18 protein-coding genes and 2 pseudogenes are annotated in these 20091 nt (G+C 41.0%); 2 read left to right on the top strand and 18 right to left on the bottom strand.

Annotation, left to right across the window (positions count from 1 at the left end):
- Nucleotides 1–235 precede the first annotated feature (235 nt).
- Nucleotides 236–3184, top strand: coding sequence for a KxYKxGKxW signal peptide domain-containing protein (locus tag G7Y32_RS00220; RefSeq protein ID WP_165209761.1), 2949 nt, complete (start codon nt 236–238; stop codon nt 3182–3184).
- A 471-nt stretch (nt 3185–3655) separates the two neighbouring features.
- Here G7Y32_RS00220 and G7Y32_RS00215 read toward each other — a convergent pair whose 3' ends face one another.
- The 16 genes and pseudogenes from G7Y32_RS00215 to G7Y32_RS00135 all read right to left on the bottom strand — a co-directional run bounded on the left by G7Y32_RS00215 (nt 3656) and on the right by G7Y32_RS00135 (nt 17136).
- A complete protein-coding gene (locus tag G7Y32_RS00215; protein WP_165209005.1) occupies nt 3656–4369 on the bottom strand; it encodes a MerR family transcriptional regulator in 714 nt (237 codons plus the stop codon).
- Between the two features lie 214 nt (nt 4370–4583).
- The gene (locus tag G7Y32_RS00210) at nt 4584–5945 is read right to left on the bottom strand and encodes a hypothetical protein (protein WP_165209002.1); all 1362 of its coding nucleotides are present in this window, start codon (nt 5943–5945) and stop codon (nt 4584–4586) included.
- Nucleotides 5946–6009: 64 nt separating this feature from the next.
- Entirely contained in the window at nt 6010–6255 is a 246-nt protein-coding gene (locus G7Y32_RS00205) for a type II toxin-antitoxin system prevent-host-death family antitoxin (protein WP_165208999.1), read from the bottom strand.
- Complete coding sequence (locus tag G7Y32_RS00200) at nt 6242–7360, bottom strand: nucleotidyltransferase (protein ID WP_165208996.1); 1119 nt, start codon at nt 7358–7360, stop codon at nt 6242–6244. The genes G7Y32_RS00205 and G7Y32_RS00200 overlap by 14 nt, the downstream gene beginning before the upstream one ends.
- Before the next feature lie 420 nt (nt 7361–7780).
- A pseudogene (locus G7Y32_RS10505) lies at nt 7781–7990 on the bottom strand (hypothetical protein); the annotation flags it as partial.
- 69 nt (nt 7991–8059) lie between these two features.
- Nucleotides 8060–8797, bottom strand: a complete 738-nt coding sequence (locus G7Y32_RS00185; RefSeq protein WP_165208992.1) for a class I SAM-dependent DNA methyltransferase — start codon at nt 8795–8797, stop codon at nt 8060–8062.
- Between the two features lie 47 nt (nt 8798–8844).
- Entirely contained in the window at nt 8845–9198 is a 354-nt protein-coding gene (gene rsfS, locus G7Y32_RS00180; protein ID WP_165208988.1) for a ribosome silencing factor, read from the bottom strand.
- A gap of 15 nt (nt 9199–9213) precedes the next feature.
- The gene (locus tag G7Y32_RS00175) at nt 9214–9720 is read right to left on the bottom strand and encodes a cysteine hydrolase family protein (RefSeq protein ID WP_165208984.1); all 507 of its coding nucleotides are present in this window, start codon (nt 9718–9720) and stop codon (nt 9214–9216) included.
- Complete coding sequence (gene yqeK, locus G7Y32_RS00170; RefSeq protein ID WP_206221336.1) at nt 9721–10317, bottom strand: bis(5'-nucleosyl)-tetraphosphatase (symmetrical) YqeK; 597 nt, start codon at nt 10315–10317, stop codon at nt 9721–9723.
- Nucleotides 10317–10949 (bottom strand): nicotinate-nucleotide adenylyltransferase, encoded by a 633-nt coding sequence (locus G7Y32_RS00165; protein WP_165208980.1) that lies wholly within the window; start codon nt 10947–10949, stop codon nt 10317–10319. The genes yqeK and G7Y32_RS00165 overlap by 1 nt, the downstream gene beginning before the upstream one ends.
- Before the next feature lie 162 nt (nt 10950–11111).
- Nucleotides 11112–11423, bottom strand: a complete 312-nt coding sequence (gene yhbY, locus G7Y32_RS00160; protein ID WP_165209752.1) for a ribosome assembly RNA-binding protein YhbY — start codon at nt 11421–11423, stop codon at nt 11112–11114.
- 14 nt (nt 11424–11437) lie between these two features.
- Nucleotides 11438–12559, bottom strand: coding sequence for a ribosome biogenesis GTPase YqeH (gene yqeH / locus G7Y32_RS00155; protein ID WP_165208976.1), 1122 nt, complete (start codon nt 12557–12559; stop codon nt 11438–11440).
- Nucleotides 12559–13086, bottom strand: coding sequence for a YqeG family HAD IIIA-type phosphatase (locus tag G7Y32_RS00150; RefSeq protein ID WP_165208972.1), 528 nt, complete (start codon nt 13084–13086; stop codon nt 12559–12561). Before G7Y32_RS00150 ends, yqeH begins: the two co-directional genes overlap by 1 nt.
- 264 nt (nt 13087–13350) lie before the next feature.
- Entirely contained in the window at nt 13351–14850 is a 1500-nt protein-coding gene (locus G7Y32_RS00145; RefSeq protein WP_165208968.1) for a prolyl oligopeptidase family serine peptidase, read from the bottom strand.
- Between the two features lie 804 nt (nt 14851–15654).
- Complete coding sequence (locus G7Y32_RS00140) at nt 15655–16263, bottom strand: DUF4230 domain-containing protein (protein ID WP_165208964.1); 609 nt, start codon at nt 16261–16263, stop codon at nt 15655–15657.
- Nucleotides 16264–16416: 153 nt separating this feature from the next.
- Nucleotides 16417–17136 carry an immunity protein gene (locus G7Y32_RS00135; protein WP_165208960.1) on the bottom strand — a complete coding sequence of 240 codons (720 nt, stop codon included), beginning with the start codon at nt 17134–17136 and terminating at the stop codon, nt 16417–16419.
- 108 nt (nt 17137–17244) lie between these two features.
- Here G7Y32_RS00135 and G7Y32_RS00130 point away from each other — a divergent pair.
- Nucleotides 17245–17522, top strand: a pseudogene (locus G7Y32_RS00130) (SDR family oxidoreductase); the annotation flags it as partial.
- An 87-nt stretch (nt 17523–17609) separates the two neighbouring features.
- Here G7Y32_RS00130 and G7Y32_RS00125 read toward each other — a convergent pair.
- Both G7Y32_RS00125 and G7Y32_RS00120 read right to left on the bottom strand, forming a co-directional pair.
- Entirely contained in the window at nt 17610–18485 is an 876-nt protein-coding gene (locus tag G7Y32_RS00125; RefSeq protein ID WP_165208956.1) for a DUF3114 domain-containing protein, read from the bottom strand.
- Nucleotides 18486–18841: 356 nt separating this feature from the next.
- Nucleotides 18842–19957, bottom strand: a complete 1116-nt coding sequence (locus G7Y32_RS00120) for a 5-methyltetrahydropteroyltriglutamate--homocysteine S-methyltransferase (RefSeq protein ID WP_165208951.1) — start codon at nt 19955–19957, stop codon at nt 18842–18844.
- Nucleotides 19958–20091: the final 134 nt, after the last annotated feature.

The raw sequence follows: 20091 nt of genomic DNA, 5'->3' as shown, positions 1-20091 counted from the left end.
TAAAGGTCAATAGTTTTTCTGACTTTTTTTGACCTTTTTTATCAATTCCATCAAATTAAGAATAATTGCACTAATACCTTAAATAGCCACAAGAAAGTTATTTATAAATATGTCATTTTATATTTTAATAATATCTACAATTTACAATTCTTTATCATTTTAAAATTTTTCAGGAAATCGATTCCAAAAAATGCTAGAATAATCTAAAAATTATTTTAAAGTGAGGGTATTTTCTATGGAAAAACAAACACGCTTCAAACTGCATAAAGTCAAAAAACACTGGGTGACTATCGCGGTAACCGCAACAGCTGCTACAGCACTTTTTGCAGCGGGCAGTCAAGCCAGCGCTGACCAAGTGGCACCAGCTCCTCAAGAACAGGCAGCTGCTCAGCAAGATACCCCAGCCAATCAGGCTGGTGATCAAAAAGCAGAACAGGCACCTGTTGTGCAGCAAGAAACTCCAGTAGCCGAACAAAAACAAGCTCAAGACACACCTGAGGTGGCTCCAAACCAAGACGAAACGGGCGGTGACCAAGGTCAGCCTGGAGAAGTTAAGCAAGCCGCTGAACAAAACGACAAGGCAACTGATAATCAAGATATCCAAGCTAATAATAAACAAGCCGATGCCCAAAATGGCCAAGCAGCTGAGAAACAAGAGGGACAAGTTGCCAATCAAGCGGCTGCTCAAAATGGCAAAGCAGCTGAAAAACAAGAGGCACCAGCCAACAATCAGGCAGAACAACCAGCAACTCCGGCTCAGCCTGCTGAATTAACTATCCAAGCACCAAACAACAGCCAAGCGGCTAATTCATTTAACGAAGAAAACGGCCAGTGGTACTTCCTTGACGCCAATAAACAAAAGGTGACTGGTTGGCAGACCATCGATGGCAAAAAGTTTTACTTCAACCAAGATGGCAACCAAGTTAGAGGCAACATTGCTGAGAACAATGGCAAAACCTATTATCTTGATAAGGACAGCGGACAAGTCATTACTGACAAAATTGGGGTTACCCCTGGTTCTAAGACCTATTACTTTGCTGAAGACGGTAGTCGACTAGATGTCACTGGTTTACACGAAGTTAATGGGAAGACCTATTATTTCAACGATGATTTCAGTATTGCCGACAGCAAGGGTTTCTCTGGCTGGCAGACCATCGATAACAAACAAGTTTATTTCAATAAGGGCTACCAAGTAACAGATGGCTTTGCGGACATTGACGGGAAGACTTACTATTTTGATGAAAACGGTAATGTAAACCGCACAGGTGGACTCAAAAAAGTTCAGAGTTCCCGTTACTACTTCGACAGCCAAGACGGTACACTCTTTAAGAAGCAATTTGTCCCTCACATTGATGAAGACTCAGGACAACTCGTTTACTACTATGCTGACGAAAACGGACGATTAGTTTATGGTTATCAGACGATTGATGGTCTGAATTACTACTTTAAACAAGACGGCCGTCAGCTTAAAGGAATCGGTTATGATAAGTATGGAAAAGCTATCGTCACAGATAAAGATACAGGTATTATCCTAGAAGGAGAAGCAGCCAGAACAGCTCAGTACCGTGACCAAGTCAGCAGAACCTTCACCAAAGGCCAGTCTGATATTATCTATTATGATGAAAACGGCAATACTGTCAGCAACCGCTTTGTCTATGATAGAGACTATCCAACTAATATCAAGCGAAGTGCCCATCAAACAGGCTGGCTCTATATTGGAGAAGATGGCAAAGCCGTCAAAGGCGATCAGCTTATCGACGGAGTGCTCTATCACTTTGATAAAAAGTACGGCGGTCAATATAAAAATACCGTCTATCACCAGCAAGAACAAGGCTTAGACGGCAGTGCTGCCGGCTACTACTATCTTGACAGCAATGGCCGTCCTGTAAAAAATGCCTTTATTCAAGTGAATACCGAAGACTATCAGGGCTATTACTATGCTAACGAAGATGGACAATTGGCTGAAGGCTGGAAAACCATTGATGGTAAAACCTACTACTTCGCTAAACCAGAAGACACAACATACTATTATGATCATCGGACTAGATTTGGACAGATTAAGGGGCAAATGCTGATCATCGATGGTGCCAAATATTACTTTGACCCAAATACTGGTGAGCTGGTAAAAAATAAAACAGTAACTATTGATAAAAACAATAATCCTTCAGAGCCTCTGGGATATCCGAAGATAGAAACAGTAACTGTTGATGGAAAAGATTACACCCTAGGACAGGATGGCAAAGCCCAGGAAAACTACGGTTTTATTACCAAGGAAGATGGCAAAACTTATTATCAACTAGAAGATGGCAACTATGCCAAGGGCTTAATCGTTATCGATCATAAAAATTATTATTTCGATAAAGAAACAGGGGAAATGGTAAAAAATAAAATTATTTTGGACGAAGACCACGCTCTCTACGGTTTCCAGGGTAGTCGCTACTACAGCACCTATTACTTTGGCAAAGATGGCTATGGGGTTAAAGGTTTCCAAACTATCGATGGCAAACGCTATTACTTTGGAGATGGCGGTCAATCTGTTTCCAGCAATTATCCACGCCCTATCTATGTAGAAGATGATCTTTACTATATCAAGAATGACCAAGTAGTCACAGACACCTTAGTGCAGTATGGCCTCGCATCATTTGGCTATAATCCATCTTATAATAATCAGGTTGGCTACTTTGGTGCTGATGGTAAACTGCAACAAGGTTGGTATGAAAAAGATGGCAAAACCTACTATACCGTAGAACCCGAAAATGCAGATATCTATCAGCCGTCATACACACGTGCAAACGGAGTTCACGGCGTTGATCAGGATGTCTATGGTTTTGATAAAGACAGCGGAGAACTCAAGCCAAGCGGTTGGTATCAAGCATACCCAGATAGAAATGAGTGGCGCTATCTAGATGCCAATGGAAAAGTCCTGACCGGCTGGCAGGTAATTGATGGCAAAACCTACTACTTCAGTCTTGGTCATATTGATAAGGGTGTCGGTGACGAATATAAGCGCCTGCAATTTACAGAAAGCACTGGTATCCAAGTCAAGGGAGAATTGGTCGACATTGATGGCAATCAGTACTACTTCGACCCTGACTCTGGTGAACTTTGGGTCAATCGCACACTGGACTACGAGGGACATACCTACCAACTTGACGATAAAGGGAAAGCTACTTTAATTCATTAATCCTCACCAAAAAGAAAAGAGGCTGAGACAAAAGTTCTCAGCCTTATTTATTTGGTCAATTTTATTTGCTAGGCACAGTGGTTGGGAGTAAAACTTGTTGGCTGTGCCAGCTTAGTCTTACCCCTGCACAGTTCATTAGGTGCTTTAGCACCAATGAACCACTGCTGGTTGGATAGCCTTATCTTGGGGCGCATTCTTATTTTCAGGCACCCCCTTAAACAGTCCACTGGACTATTTAACTACTCTACAAGTGATAGCTCCAACAGTTTGGGGAACTGTTGGAGGTTATCTAATATCATGAACTTTGTTCATCATATTTCCGGTCTCCCAGATCTTTGGAGCTATGCGGAGGTGGTAGTGAAACGGTCTGGCAGATCGTTTCAGGTCGAACGCCTAGAAATAAAAGAGCGGAGAGAAATCAAATTCTTGAAATGATTAATTTCTGTCCCACTCTCCTTTTTTATATACTCACTATAGGCAATACCGTTCAATAGCACGGCTAACAAAATCAGCAGTTCCTGCTCCGCCAGCTTGATCAATGGTTTGACTGAAACGATTATCAGTCGCATACATCTTCCCAAGTCCGGCTAAGATTTCTGGGCTACAAGGGTAGAAATGCTCTGAGATATAATCCTGCAGGAGCTTAACTTGGGCTTGAACCTTATCATCAACGACATCCAAATCTTTCAGGCGTCCAAACTCAGCCATGATAGTCAACATCTCATCAGTCACTTGGGCAAAAGCTTCCTTATCCGTCTTGGCCTCAAAAGTTTGGTAAGCCTGAGTGTCACCCCAGCGCTCCTTGGCCTCAGTCTCAAGGGCTTGCAGCTGAGACTTATCATAAGCGGTAAATGTCATCTTATCTCCTCCTTCTTGCAGACGACGAGCATGCGCCAAAACGCCTTCCAAGTGTGCCTTCTTGGCTTCCAAAAGGGCTATCTGCTTGGTCAAAGCCACCTTACGGTCATAACTCGGACTGTCCACAATCTTCTTAATGGTTTTGAGAGGAAATTCCAGCTCCCGAAACAGCAAGATTTCCTGAAGGCGCTCTATCGCCTCATGATCATAATAGCGATAGCCATTCTCAGCCACCTGACTGGGCTTGAGCAGATCGATCTCATCATAATAATGCAGCGTGCGCACACTGATACCCGACAGCTGACTCATCTCCTTAACGGTCTTCATAGGAACCTCCTCTCTACTGAGGATACTAAGCTCTTACACTCCAAGATCTTAACAAGCCCGACAAAAGTAATCAAACACTTAGAAAGACTTAGCTATGTTCACAGAAGTGTAGGCTCTGTTCACCTCAACTATGAGTATAGACCATGACGTGACGTGAGGGTCAAGGGGGGACTTTTATAAATTTTGATATTGTTTTTGCTTTTTTGAGAATCTCTCAAGAATTAACGTTTTTATCAGTTGGGTCAACCCCTTCTTTTAATTTTTTATCAACTAAATAATTATTTTGTATAATAAATAAATTAATCAGCTTTAGCAATACTACAATAGATATTGCCCCAATAACAATGGATAAAATAGGGATAAAAGAATAATCTTGATTAAATGGAGGAGGCATTATTTTTTCGGGAATTCGAAACCAACCTTGTTTAGATAACCAATTAGAACCCTTTTTTAGTAAAACATAGTTAGTAAAAATAACTATAGCAAAAAATAATTCGAACCTCGTAAAAATTTTCTTCCCTTCCTCACTTATTCTTAATTCATAATTTTTCCATTTATCTTCTGCCAGTCTAGGTAATTTATTAAATATTAATGTTAACACTAATGGAAAAAACGATAAAAAACCATCTGGATCAATCCAATTAACTAATCCAATGTATATAAACAACAATAAGCCTCCGACAGACCAATGAATCATTTCCTTTGACTTTACTCCATATTTTGTGTAGCAAAATAATCTGAAAGGCATTGCCAAATAGTAAATAAATCCGCCTAAAAGTAAAGATAAAATCACACCACTCTCCTGCCATTTACTACTTACCGTTATTACGATTGATAACAAAGAGGTTGAAAAAACTTCAGAGAAAAAATGAAATTGGCCATTATAATACAGCAAGTCTTTAAAGTTAATACAAGTTCGTCTCCATTCTCTATTAAAAATAGTAATCATAAGGTATCGTATAAAAATAATTCCTATAGAAAAAGCTGTCATATAAGTGTCATTCAAATTCTCAAAATATAATGACACTATAGATAACATTATAAAAGTAGCAATGTCCGCTATTATATGTGGGAACAAATTAAATTTCCTAAACCAGTCAGCAAGTAGATAAATAATAATCTCTATTATAAAAGCTACGATACCCGCTCTTAAGCTTCGACATAATATTACTTCAAGTACTAAAAACGGCAATAAATTAAAAATAATTAAAAATAGACTATATACCTTAGAATGGGTTGTACCTTCTAACTTACTGTAACTTACAAGTAAAAAAGATTTTAATATAGCAAAAATAAAAACTATTATAGCTATCATCCAGTCAGTTTGATATTGAAATTTAAATATACTGTATAAAGAAATAATTTCATCAAATAATCTGGACCACAAATTAATCACTATTACAGCTATAAGATCAATTCCAAAGAAACTAAGCACTGTACGCCTGTATTTCAATAATTTATGAAATTCCTTATTTATTTTTTGATCCCACCCATTTCTCTTGACATAACTCATATACCATCTATCATTAGAAGTCAAAGAACTTATCCCTTTCCTTATCTTACTTTCTTCTCTCACGCGTAATCACCTCACTATATCATTTCTTCAAGTATATCAAAAAGACCTAGCACAAACTAGGTCATTATAATCTTTGCTTGACTTTTCCACTTCTAGCTTGAGCCAAACCTGCTTTAATTTTTTCTGACAAATAGGTATTTTGGGCGATTGCCCACGTTTCTTGGTAACCATCCCACTCCTTCTTAGATAGGACAACTATGGCTTCATCTTCATTATCTGAAACAACCTCTATAGGTTGAAGAGTTCGGTTGGCTTGCTTTATATAGGCATTTAGATTGGCTTTAAATTTTTCTAAGCTAATTCTTTTCATGCTCCTTTTCCTCCTTGGTGATTCTCACCGGCACCCGCCCCCAGTTTTGTTCCTGAATATCTAGGCTGCCTAGTTGATAAACTCTGTCAGCTTGCTGGGTCATGGCATCCCACGGTTTGGCACCGATACGAGTGATAATCTCCGCAGATTTTTTCACGGACTTGAGATGTTGCTGGCCTTTATGCGTGAAGCCCAAGACATGAATAGCCTCTGGTAAGGCTGTTTCTTTAGCATTGACCAAAATATAGGTCAGGATACGTCGCACCCGTGCCTTAGTGTAGCGTTTAGTCGCCACCTTATCCACCAAATCATCAAAGTTAACCGCCGTCTTAACAGCCTCTTTGATTCGGCTAGCCAGCTCCTCATTGACCTGAAAAATAGCAGTCAGATCAAGATTTGTCATAATTTGATACTTGAGTAGAGGAAAATAATTCGCCCAATTGACCTTCGTTGCCTGCTCTAAGAGCTGAGGAGCAGGCATAGTTTTCCCTAAAAACTCTCGATCATTCAAATGTTTACGAATAGCAGTGGCTGAGGCAATTTGCTCTCGCTTGCTGTCGGAATGATAGCCTGCCCCAATGCGCGAAATAGGTGCTAGTTTGATACCGTAGGCTGCGCAAGCCTTGGCATAAGCTAAACCCAGAATATGATTAGGAGTATTTCCAGAAAAATCTACACCTGCAAACTTTTCCCACATTTTCTGAGTCTTCTGGGGATAAGACAGACTGTCAGGTAACTGGGAAAGAAAGGTCTCCATCTCAGTCCCCCTCGCTGCATAAGTATCTGAAATAGCTTGGTAATCCAAAGCTTCCTCAGTTCCAAAGACCAACTGATCAATGCCCAATCGTGCCAATATATCCACAGCCCCCCGAGCAAAATAATCAGCTGACTGAACCGACACCAAAAACGGCAACTCAATCACTAAGTCAGCACCGCTTTCTAAAGCCATCTGGGTCCGTGTCCATTTATCAATAAGGGCAGGCTCCCCCCGCTGGACAAAATTACCAGACACAGCAATGATCTTGATACCTTCTGCCTGATCCAACAGATACTTGTGCCCATTGTGAAAGGGATTGAATTCAGCGATAATGCCTGTTGAGGTCATGAGGTTTCCTCCATTTTAGCCTAAAAGCCAGCTATCTAAAAAACAATAAGATGATAAATCAGTTATCAAGATAATAGCTGATAAAAAAATCATTCCTGTTATACCACATCTGATAGGTTGCCGATATCTTTTATAAAAAGTATTAAATTTACCAATAAAGACATGATGTTTGTTGCACATAACAGCTAAAATCAGCAGGAAGAGCGGACTTTGGCTGATCAGTACCCAGAGAAAATTGTAAAGCAGCGATAAGAAAGTATCATTTACTTGACCAGACAAAGCTAGCACGGCTAAAAAAGTTGGATCCATAATGGCTGTGGAAATCATGAAGAGAGCTGCTGCGTAGATTCCCTTGCTATTCTTTTGACTATTTTGATTGCCCAGATCTTCTATTGCCAGCAGACGTTTGATACCCCAAGCTATTAAAACAGCAATAAGTACCAAATAAATCCAAACCCATACTCTATCAGGAAGTTGACCAAGGGCTTGTGCTAGATTAGATATCCCATTACCCAATATGAGTGATAAACTGAAACCTAGCAAAGCTGTTCCAAACAGGATTAAGCCACCAAAAAGATAGACTTTTTTAAGAGGTAAACCTACTGCCTGCATGGTCATCAGCAATATCATGCCAACAGGATCAATGCCCGCTAACGCCAAGCCTATGACAAAAGCTAAATCCTTCATAACTGTTCCTCCCTACTTCTCACACAAAAAGAACCATCTTTTGCTGGTTGCTGTCGGCTCTTTGTCTTCAAAGTCCGCATAGACCTTGACCGTTTTAAAACCAGCTTGTTCCAATAAGACATCGTAGGTGAGAAGCTCGTAGGTGCGCTCTTCGTGAACTTCGTCAAAGCGGGTAAATCGACCATCCTCATCTTGGATGAAGAAAGTCAGCTCATGCACCACTGAATGTGGCGCTTCATCTTCGTAGCTGTCCCAAACCATAGCAAAGTCTTCCGCATTTTCATGGTAAGCGTAGCCTGGAAAAACTTCATCTGTCTGATAGGTAGAATGCACATCAAAGATAAAAACACCACCGTCATTGAGATGAGCGTAAATCTGCGCAAAGACATCACCCACATCTACCTCATCTTCCATGTAGCAGATAGAGTCCGAATAGCAAGTCACCATATCAAAGATTCCGACAGGCGATAAATCCAGCATATTCCCCTGAATAAAGGGAATGTCAAGATGGGCAGACTGGGCACGTTTACGGGCTAAGTTCAGCATCTCGTCACTCAAGTCCAGCCCTGTCACATCGAATCCTGCCTGTTTAAAACGAATGGACTGAATCCCCGTCCCACAAGCCAATTCTAGGAGTTTGGCATTTTTTGTTTTTGGAAAATGGCGCAGCGAAAAGTCCGTCCATTGATCATAAAGTGAATCCTCCATGATACTGTCATAGACTCTCGCAAAAGTTTCATAAGTTGTCATATCTCTTATCCCTATTCTAAAAAAGCAGTCTCAGCGACTGCTCATTGTTATCCAAGATAGGCCGTCACATCCACCATCGGTGCTTCGTGCCAGAGTTTTTCCAGATTATAGTGGTCGCGCGCTTCTTCGGTAAAGATATGGACGACCACGTCATTGAGATCAAGGAGAACCCAACCGGTTTTGCTATCCCCTTCAATGTGGCTAGCATCACCACCAGCTTCCTTGACCTTTTCACGGATATTATCCGAAATAGCTTCTAACTGACGGCTGTTCATAGCACTCATGATGGCGAAATAATCTGTCAAACTGCTTAAACCAGCTAGATCAAGCACAACAATATCTTCAGCCCGCTTTTCATCAGCAGCTTTAACAACCAATTCTAAAAGTTCGTCTTTAGTCATTAATCTTTATTTCCTTTAATTAAATAGTCTCTCCAGAGGCAAAACCTGAGCAAAGCGGTCATGCCAAATCGTCTCATAGTAGTCAATCAAGATATTTGCTGGGATATCTGATGTCCCAAAGGTCGTCGTACCATGTTCCACCACAGCAACTTCATAACCCATCTCAAAAGCCACCTTGACCGTCGTATCGATGCAGTAATCAGTTGCCATCCCTACAATAATCAACCGCTCCACACCCTTGCTTGCTAAATAAGCTCGCAAACCTGTTTCTTTAAAAGCCGAATTATAGGCTTTATCAATAACCAATTCATTTGCTTGAGGCGCTACTGAGTCATGTATCTTCCACTCCCTGCTGCCCATTGGCAAGTCATCATCATGATGGCGGACATAAATTACCTCAGTCTGACGTGTACGTGCTTGTTTTATGGTTTGCGCCACAGTTTCTAAGAAAAGCGACACCTGATAAGGCTGCTCCGCCATTAATCCATTCTGCACATCTACAACCAATAAAGCTGTCACCATCTAGGTCTCCTTCAAATAACTGACATAAGCATTATAGGTCTCAATGGTCTGCGGATAGATGGGCACAGCTTGGTGAGCCAAATGCTCAATGGTATGGGCTGTTTCATAGGCAACAGCCTTATCCAAAGATACTTCGGCCAGTTGACGCGCTTCTTCAACGCCTGGAAAATGACGATTGTCTTCGATATAGTCAGCTACATAGACAATCTTAGCTAAGACACTCATATCCTTGCTTCCTGTCGTATGATCTTCAATAGCAGCTAGGATTTCAGAATCTGTTACCCCTAGATCTTCCTGAATCTTATAAATACCGACCTTGCCATGCCAAATATTATTGCCCCAGTTTTTCAAGTCTGGATCCAGCCCATACTTGTCAATCAGAGCCAGAAACTCCTCATCAGAGAGTTCCTTGGCATAGTCATGCAAAAGCCCTGCTAAACCTGCTTTTTCAGGTTCATAACCATTTTGCCTAGCTAATGTCATAGCTGATTTTTCCACACCTAGACAATGTTGAAAACGCTTCTGACTGAGTCTTGATGCCATAAGAGACAAAAGCCCATCTCGATCATAGCCAAAACCAATATAATCTTGATACATCAGCGATAGAGCCCCGCTTTCTTGATATAGGCTAAGACTGACTGAGGTACCATAAAGTTGGGGGTATGGCCAGTCTTAATCAACTCCCGAACATTAGTTGAGGAAATATCCATTAGGGGCACATCAACCCAGATAACCGGATAAGACGTCCCGACTTTATACTTGGGACGCTGCACCCCAACAAACTGCACCAGCTCAACCAGATCGTCAATGCGGTGCCATTTAGGAAGATATTCCACCATATCCGCCCCGATGATAAAGTAATAATCCGTATCGGGATTCTTCTCCGTCAGATACTTCATCGTATCATAGGTGTAGCTAATGCCTTGACGCTCCAGCTCAATCGTCTCGATATCCAAACCTTCGATACCATTGATAGCCAACATGAGCATATTGAGACGGTGCTGCTCAGCAATGGTCTCCTTTTTATCAACGTGAGGAGGAATGAATTCCGGCATCAGAAAAACTTCATCTAGACACAGCTGCTGACGAACCTGATCAGCGACAAGCAGATGAGCATTATGAACAGGGTTAAAATTGCCGCCTAAAATTCCAACCTGCTTACGACCAGTTTTCTCAACAGCTGTCTCCAATTCCACCTTAGTAAATGGCGTTACTAAATCAAGTGCCATAGACTTCTCCTCATGCTTTACGTATCAACTCTTTTAGCTTTCATTATAGCATAAATAGGGCAAAAGAAAAAGCCGACAAAACGGCTGGTTGAAAGCGATAAGACTACTTTTCAAGACTATTAACAAGGCTTATACTTTCACAAAACTATAAGACACTAAACGCTAAATTTCCTTGACTTTCTGAGATAGTTTTCGATTTTCCTTTTTGGCAGATTGCTTATAAAGAGTAAGGATGCGGCCAGTTTTGGCAACCGACTGGGCTCCAATTTCATCCTCTAAAATTTCAGCTACCTCATGAATCGTCTCATCAGTATTTTGCAACAGCTTGACCTTGATGAGCTCACGCGCATCTAAGGCATTGCGAACACTGGTCTTGATTTGGTCGTTGAGGCCGTTCTTACCGATTTGAACGATCGGCTTCATCGCATGAGCCTGACTATTGAGATAGGCACGTTGTTTTGATGTTAACATAATAATTTCCTTCTTTTTTAAATCAAAGCCTTGCGAACCAGCACTCCAACACCTTCAGGAGCCCAGCCAGCAACAAGGACAGGTTTGTCAGGCTTGGCAGCAATGCGTATCCAACCAAGACCAGAAAAGACCAAATCAGCCTTATCTTTAATGGTAAATTCGTGACGAACCAGTCTAGGAAAATTATCCTTGTCCTTAGCAGATGGTGGTGTCAAAAGACTGCCCGTATGCTTGTCGTAAAATTCATCAGCTCCCTCAAGTTTAGTCCGGTGGAGCTTGAGATTATTGTCAAAGTAGGCCGTAAAGCCCTGCTTATCTCCCTGAATAAAATCAAAGCGTGCCAGCCCCCCTAAAAATAGGGTCTGTTCAGAATTGAGCTGATAAGTCTTGGGTTTAATCTCCTTTTTAGGACTGACATACTTGAGGTCCTTGGCAGACAGGTAGTGGGCCATCTGGTGGCGATGAATAATCCCCGGTGTATCAAAGATATAAGAACCATCATCCAGTGGAATCTCAATCTTATCGAGTGTTGTCCCTGGAAAACGTGAGGTCGTGATAACATCCTTGTCTCCAGTGATTTCCTTAATGATAGCATTAATCAGCGTTGATTTCCCAACATTGGTCACTCCGACCACATAAACATCACGGCCAGCACGAAGCTCCTCGATCCGCTCAATCAAAGTCTTGATGGCATGATGATTTTGAGCACTGGCCAAAACAACATCTACTGGTCGCAAGCCTTCTTCGTGCGCGCGTTCACGCAGCCACTGGGTGACCTTGCCATCCTTAACAGACTTGGGCAGAATATCTTTTTTGTTCCCTACTAGGAGAACATCATTCCCAGATACAAAGCGGCTGAGACCTGGAATAACAGAGCCATTAAAATCAAAAATATCTACAACATTGACGACTAAAGCCTGACTATCCCCAACTTCATGAAGCAAGGTCAAAAATTCGTCATCGCTAATATGGACATCAACGATATCATTGTAGTGGCGCAGACGAAAACAACGCTGACAGTATAGTTCACCATCGCCTTCTGCTGCCTTCTCAATACTGGAGCGGGGCGTATAACCAGCAGCATCCTTATTCTCACTTTGAATCCTAGCGCCACAGCCAATACAATATAATTCTTCCATTAAATTTCCTTTTTGTAAGTAATTTCACCGTATTTCTCAGTAATCTTGCGCATAACCCGCCGCTCCCTAGCACGATTAAACTTGGTATTCCAGGCATCCGACCTCACCAACGGTTTGACCAAGATAGAACGGATACCTGCTCGGTGACAGGCCCTAATATCCGTCATAAGCTGGTCACCAACCATGACAACTTCATTGCGATCAAAGCTATAGCGCTCAATCGCCTTGTTAATACCACGAGTGAAGGGTTTCATGGCACGGCTGACAAAATCCACATGGAAAGGTTCAACCGCACGTTTCACACGTTCAAATTTATTATTGGAGACGACGACCACTGGGATACCAGCCTCTGTCATATCATCCAGCCACTCCCGCAGCTCTGGTGTGCCATCAGGATTATTCCAAGCAATCAAGGTATTATCCAAATCCACCAGCACCGCCGCAATGCCATGCTTACGCAAGCTTGCAGGCTTCAAATCATAAACAGCTTCCACCGCAAAGGTGGGTATGTAATCTTCAATACTCACAGCTTTCTCCAAAATATGATAGTACGCCCTATTATAGCATAATTTAGAGCTCTTTTGAGGGGAGAAAAAAATTTATCCTTAGTAGCATTCTTTACTATCCTACCTTTACGATAATAGGACTATGGCCTCTCAAATTATGATGCCATATACAAAAACATCTCTGTCCACGAATGAGTATGTAAAAAGCCCCAGTAGTACTAAGGCTTGTTTACATCTGAAAATGATACTCAAAAATCCAAATGTCCTATCACACAGAAAAAAACTTTACCGGTGCTGATCATTCAGCCAGTCAAAGAGATTATCGTAAGCTTTACCATCAACCTCAGCCTGAGCAGTACCGCCGGCTGATTGGTTGTCAGCTTGGAAACCCGTTAAGTCATCATGACTACTGATTTTTTGGACATCCTGAACACCTTTGACCTTATCGTTAAAGTAATAAGTCCAAGACCAATGGCCATTATAGTGGATTCCTTTCATATCAGAACCTTCAACAGACTTAAAGAAAGAGAACCATTTATTTTTGGCACCGCTATCCACCAAGGCTTTGTAAACAGGCAGAGCATAAAGTTCTGGATTAACAACCTTATCATTTTCTGCGTGGATAAACCATATTGGTATATCCTTCAAGGCGGCTACTTTTTCAGTATCAAAGTAAACCTCATCCGTCCTCACGGCTGCATAGCCTGACAGACTGTCCTTGCTGGCCACCATTTTATAGGTTCCATCATTATTACGTTCATAATTGTAATAAGAATAGGCTGCTGATTGAGGAACAAGGGCTGCAAAGTAATCAGGATAATGAATAGCCATGTTGAGTGTCATATAGCCGCCATTAGAGCCCCCACTCAAATAAATACGATCGGTATCAATATCTGGGTTACTAGCCACATATTTTTTAATCGCTGCCATCAAAACCTCAGTATAACGAGAATTTCCTGAACCAGAACCATTGCTGCCATCTCCTTCATCCATCCAATAGGTCGGGCATTCCACCGCCAAGACATAAGCTCCTTTGGTCTTCCCAGTTGTAAAGTGATTTTGAATAGTCTTTTGTGCCAAGGCAACGGCTTCATTGCCTAGAAGCGTAATATTCAGGTCATCGCCGCCTTCACCTTGTCCATGAAGCCAAATAAGCAGAGGATTTTTCTTACCGCCAGCTAAGGAATCTGGCTCATAGGCCGCATAACGCAGGGTAAGGTTTTCCTTAACCTGAGTGATTGGATTGCTATAATTGCCTGTAAAGTCATCACGTTTATTAAAGCTATCTGCCTGAGTTAAGATCCGATTGCCAATAACGTTTTCCTTATAGTTTAGACTCGTTGTCTTCCCACTCTTTGAGACTTTAAGTCCCTTAATAGATACCGTATAAGCCGTCACCCAATGGTTATGGAAATCATCCAAATCAAAGCTGAAAGGACTGGCAACCGCTGCACTTTTCTTAGTATCAAAAGAAACAGGAAGCTGAATCGTCACATGATGGCTGGATTTTTTAGACGTCCGATTGCCCTCAGCATCAGAGAGAAAAACTGTTTCTACTTTTTGCTTAACACCAGCCGTAGTGACGCTTAAGTCTTTTGACGAAACATTGGTGACAGCACTATCCAGGTCAATAACCAACTGACGGACAGCCGGACCAAATTCATATCCTTTAATACCAAGATTTACTTTATCAATAGCCACACCTGAATCTCCTTTCAAGCCTGAACAACCAACGATCAAAAAACTTAAAGCTAGAAAACCTAATATTAACTTCTTCTTACTCATATCCTTTCCCCTTTACTAAAAAATTTTACAAGTGCTGACACTAGAATGGAAAGTCCAAAAGCTTCACTTTCTGAAGCCAACCATCGCCAGAAGTATAATGAGACAAGCAGTCTGAGAGACTACAGTGGTATATTCCAAACTTCCCATTGTCTGTACTGACTTGCATCAGTAACTCCATGGCATGTCATCTATCTACACACCTATATTCTAGCACAAAAAATGTAAGCGTCAACATTCTTGAGGCAATCACTGTCCTCATTCATTTAGAAAAGCAAAAAGAGTGAGAACGAGCCCTAAAATTGAAAATTTCAGCTCTCACCACGTCCTGATTTAAGGGGGTGACCTGAAACTGTCCTTTCCCTACCCCCGCACAGCTTAAAAGATCCAAGGGACCTTTTAAGGTTGGAAATAAGATAAACGCTGGTTATCACATTTGTTTAGTTTTTCCAATTTGATCTTGTCCAGCTAGCAGTGGTTCAGTGAAGCTGGGGAAAAAGTATTCCAGCCTTCTATTTTTTGCAGTAATAACAGTTTGACGCAGTGGTTGGTTGGAGGTGGGACAACGAAGTCAATTTATATAAAAAATCGACTTCTTATACGTAATCTTCAAAGATTACAATGTTTTGTGGGTGAGAACGAAGCCATCATGGCTGTTTGTCCCACTCTCTAATGAACGTACAGGGGTAAGAGTTCATTCCGAAACAAGAAGGCTGGACGAGTTTTCGCCCAGCCTCTGTGAGATTATTAATATGATTTAGCAAAAACGACAAAGATTATCAAGTGCTACAAGTACTGACCTACCAATCAATCCTGAAACTCACATTCTACTTTTGCATCCTTATCAATAGAAGTTAGAAGTTGCCGATAGTATTCTTTAGCAGAATCTTTGATCATTTCCTTGTACTCCTTTAGATAACCCTCTTGTTCCTTATCAGCTAGACCACCTGCAACAAGCTTTCCAGTATCGACATCATCAGTTGCTCCACTTAAGAAGCCACCAGAAGTATCATACAATTGGTAAGGATTGTCTTTAGCTAATTCAAAACCTATAACCTCAAATTTTGGAACGATAACTTTATAGCTTGATTCTCCCAATTTCTGCACTTTTACAGGTTTTTTAATACCAAACTTTGCCTTATAATTAAGGATGATAATAGCTTCCTTTTCGGAAAATGGCAGATCTAAATCTGTAAAAAGGACTTTCGTCGTTTCTTTCGAAGTAATGACTTTTTGGATACCAACATTAAGGAACGTAATTTGATTAACTTTTTCTAAGGAAGTAATCCTAGCACTTACAGTTGTAGTTGGCTTTTGCTCAAAAAAACTATTTAAGAAGCCAGATCCCATAATAAAAATTACTACAAGCCCAATACACACAATCCAAACGAAATAGGTTAAAGTCTTTTTAATCATGGTTAATTCCCTTTCACAAGGTATCCTAAAATTATTACAATTATTCCTAACCAAAGATTTAAAAAGGCTAAACATACTCCGAGGATAACTAATATAACAGATAAATATTTCACGAATGACACCTACTTCCAACTCTGCGAAATTATCAATTAATCACTCTGATTCCAGCGGAACAACTGCTGGTTCCCCTTTGAACGAAAAATACGGTTTAATTTCTAGTTCTAAATCTTCATCACTGTTAACAGCAAAATGTTGAGTTGCCCCTTTATAATCGCGACCAGCGGAAATAGTTTCGAAAGTATTGTCATTAGCATAAGATTCCATTTTAGCTCCGTTTGCATAAAGCTCTAAATCATCTCCAATAACATAGTCATCGTCTGATAAATTTTTAACATCATAAGTAACCTTCAATACCTTTTTAGGCTGCGTATCTTCAAACTCATTTCGCTCATCCGTCCATTCAACTGACGTAATGGTGTACTCAACTTCCCCTTTAAAAGTGATTTTGTCGCCAACCTTATAAGTCTTTTGACTTTCTGACGATTTGGAAATACTTGAACCTCTTTTTTCGCTTTGCCTTGTTGGTTTATCATTTTTCCCCAAAGCATTATCCAGTACAGCCCCATAACTCGCCTGTGTCACCAGAACAACGATAAAAGAAATGATGGCAATCATAATTGAAATTAGAGCTAGCAATTTTTTCTTTTTCAGGTTAATGAACAAAGCAATCATTCCCAAAACAAAGGCAATAATCGCTAGAACGGCGGAGGCGTTATTGACAAAGGGTATCCATGAAGTCACCAAGGCGATACCACCAAAGATTAAAGCAATGATCCCCAAAACTTTCTTCTCATCTTCTTTAACAGGTTTCATCTCTTTTCCTCCATTTTTTAATTTTACAAAACTATTATATATATATATAATATGTCAATAACGTTACAAAGAAGTGGAGTTTTTGACTAAGCACTAAAATCGGTTAGTCAATTGGGCTTTATGCGCAGTGCTGCCTTAGAATACACAAAGAACGGTATCACTATCAATACCGTTCAACCGGGCAATGTTCTAACTGAAGGCCTGATTGCCCAAGGTCAATCCTATTTAAATGAAATGAAAAAAAACTATACCGATACACACATTGGGAGCTCCTGGGGATATTAGCACAGCTGACGCCTTCCTTGCATCAAAAGAAGCTCACTACTACATTATCGGACAAAGATTGCGGACAGATTTTGCCAGAATCTTTTGATGCTATTTTATAAATTCTATTCCTTTAGACAATAACAATAAGAGAGGCCTAATCTGGCCTCTCTTATTGTAAATACTAGGTTTCTTGCTAACCTACTCGGCTAGTTTCTGGCCTTCAGGGCTCTTTTGAAGCTCTTCTTCTGCTTTTTAACCAAACTGATCAAGGCTTGCCCTTCTTTGGCATAACCGCCTCTCTTATTATAAAAGCTGCGGTCAAAGTCAGCTGTTTTTCTTTCCTTCCAAAATCGAGCCAGTCGGACTCTACCCGTTCGATTAGGGGAGCGATAGCCCTTGGTTGCTTGACGGCGAAATGCAGGATCGTGCGGACCAACAGGATAAACATCAAGACGGAAATGACTTTTAGTTGTGTTGCCATAATTAAAACTAGCCCCATTAATAATCCCATTGGCAGTCATTCTTTCAGCATCAACTTCATTGAGAAAATTCCCGTGACTGTCAATAATAAATTCTGTCCGGAACTGGAGTAAAACCTTTATATTATAAGATTCTTGACCATCTGGAAAGAGAAAATCACCTGCCTTCAAGCACCGTTTATTATGCAAGCGGGCATGATCCCAAAGACTAGGGCGCAAATAGTTATCCCGCAGATAAGCAATCAAGGCTTCCTGATCTGTCATGCTTGATTTTCTATAAAATCGACGGACATACTGAGCCTGCTGACTTGAAATGATGTATCGAAGTTGATGAAGCTGACGATTAAAGAGAGTCTGCTCTTGAAAATCCTGCCCCTTCATTGCTAGACGAACCTGTTTGGCCAGATCAGCCCAAAATTTATCGTGAGGAGCTAAGTCCTCTGAAAACCTGGCGACCAAGGCTTGATTCTCTGTCAAATCTCCTGATAGATCCCTAGGCAGATCCAGTCTTTCCAGAAGGAAGCGCAGTGCCTTACTAGCATCTTTATCTTTTCTAAGTTCATCCCATTTAGTCCTGAACAATACTGAACCAATCTTGAGCATAAGAACCTCCCTTTTCTAGTATTATAGCGGGACTTGATCTAAATAGCAAAGGTTCCAGTCATCCGCATTTTGTGAAAATATCTTCGAGTTCTCTTACCCATCTTTCAGCAGACTGCTGACCAAGATTAACCCGCAAAACGTGGTAAAGTTCGTGAACTTTTATCAGCCAATCGCTCAAGCTAAAACTAGCCGATAATTTTCACGGCACCAGCTCAATTGACATCCTGAGACTCCTAATTAGTGATGTGGAATCAGAGCATAAGCTATAAAGCTAGCCAACACCTAAAGATGGCTGAAGCCGTAAAAAAAAGCCATTCCTAAGAATGACTTGCTAGTAGTCGTTGAGCGAGATGCGCTTAGCCCCAAACCTCATCAATAATCTCTTTAACAAGAGCCAGCTTGTTCCACTGATCTTCTTCTGTGATGAGATTGCCTTCTTGAGTTGAAGCAAAGCCACATTGAGTTGCTAGCCAGAGTTGTTCCAGGGGCAAAATCTCCTGAGCTTGACGGATACGCTTGATAACAGCCTCTTTATCCTCTAGTTTTCCTTCCTTTGTCGTAATCAAGCCAAGAACAGCTACCTTATCAGGATTCTTAAATTCTGCCAAAGGTTCAAATCCACCAGACCGCTCATTATCGTATTCAAGGAAGTAAGCTGTCGCCCGTTCGCGACCAAAGAGTGTCTCAGCCACTGCTGTGTAAGGTCCTGTTGTCGCATAGGTTGACTGGTAATTTCCACGGCAGACATGGGTATTAATTTGGAGGTCTTCTGGAAGATTTTCCAAGGCCTTATTATTGATATAAAGCAACCCTTCACGAATGGCATCCTTATCAATCTGACCACCTGTTACGGTCTTATAAAACTCATCATCCATGATAATACCCCAGGTACAATCATCCAGCTGAACCGTACGAGCACCTTCTTCGTAAAAAGCAAGGATAGCATCGTGATAGGCTGCAGCCAAATCGTCAATCAAGTCTTGCTGATTAGGATAGACCGCTAAGGCCTTTTGGATATTAGTGCCGCGTTGCAATTCAACCAAGCACTGAGCTGGTGCGGGAATGCTGATTTTAGCCTCCACGCCACGCTCATCAGCCAGTTTCTTCAAAAACTGATAGTGCTTGATGAAGGGATGATGTTCCTTGGTAAAACCAATTTTACCAGTAACGATAGCCGAATCATCGTTAGTTTCTACCTCTTGAAAGGCCAAACCTTCCCCATACTGATAGCGCTTAATGCCATCAAAGCCCCAGAAAAAATCCACATGCCAGTTAGCCCTACGAAACTCACCATCAGTTATTTTTTCAAGACCAGCAGCAACCTGCTTATCGACCAAGTCTGTAATCAGCCGGTCTTCAACTGCAGTCAAGTCTGCTTTCGAAATCTTACCAGCTTCAAAAGCTGCACGTGCTTCCTTCAATTCTGCTGGCCGTAAAAAGCTACCTACGTGTTCAAAATATTTTTTTGTCATGTATTCTACCTCTTGATTGTTATAGGTTCATTGTATCAGAGGGTGCTATAAGTGTAAAATATATATTTTATATAGAAAAACATAGTTATTAGTTATATCAAAAAGGGAGAGCGAGGAAAATCAAAATCGTGATT

The sequence above is a fragment of the Streptococcus tangpeifui genome, from assembly GCF_011038795.1.
GTDB classification, from domain to species: domain Bacteria; phylum Bacillota; class Bacilli; order Lactobacillales; family Streptococcaceae; genus Streptococcus; species Streptococcus tangpeifui.
Note: the sequence above shows the minus strand (reverse complement) of the source record. Positions and strands in the feature narration are given on the sequence as shown.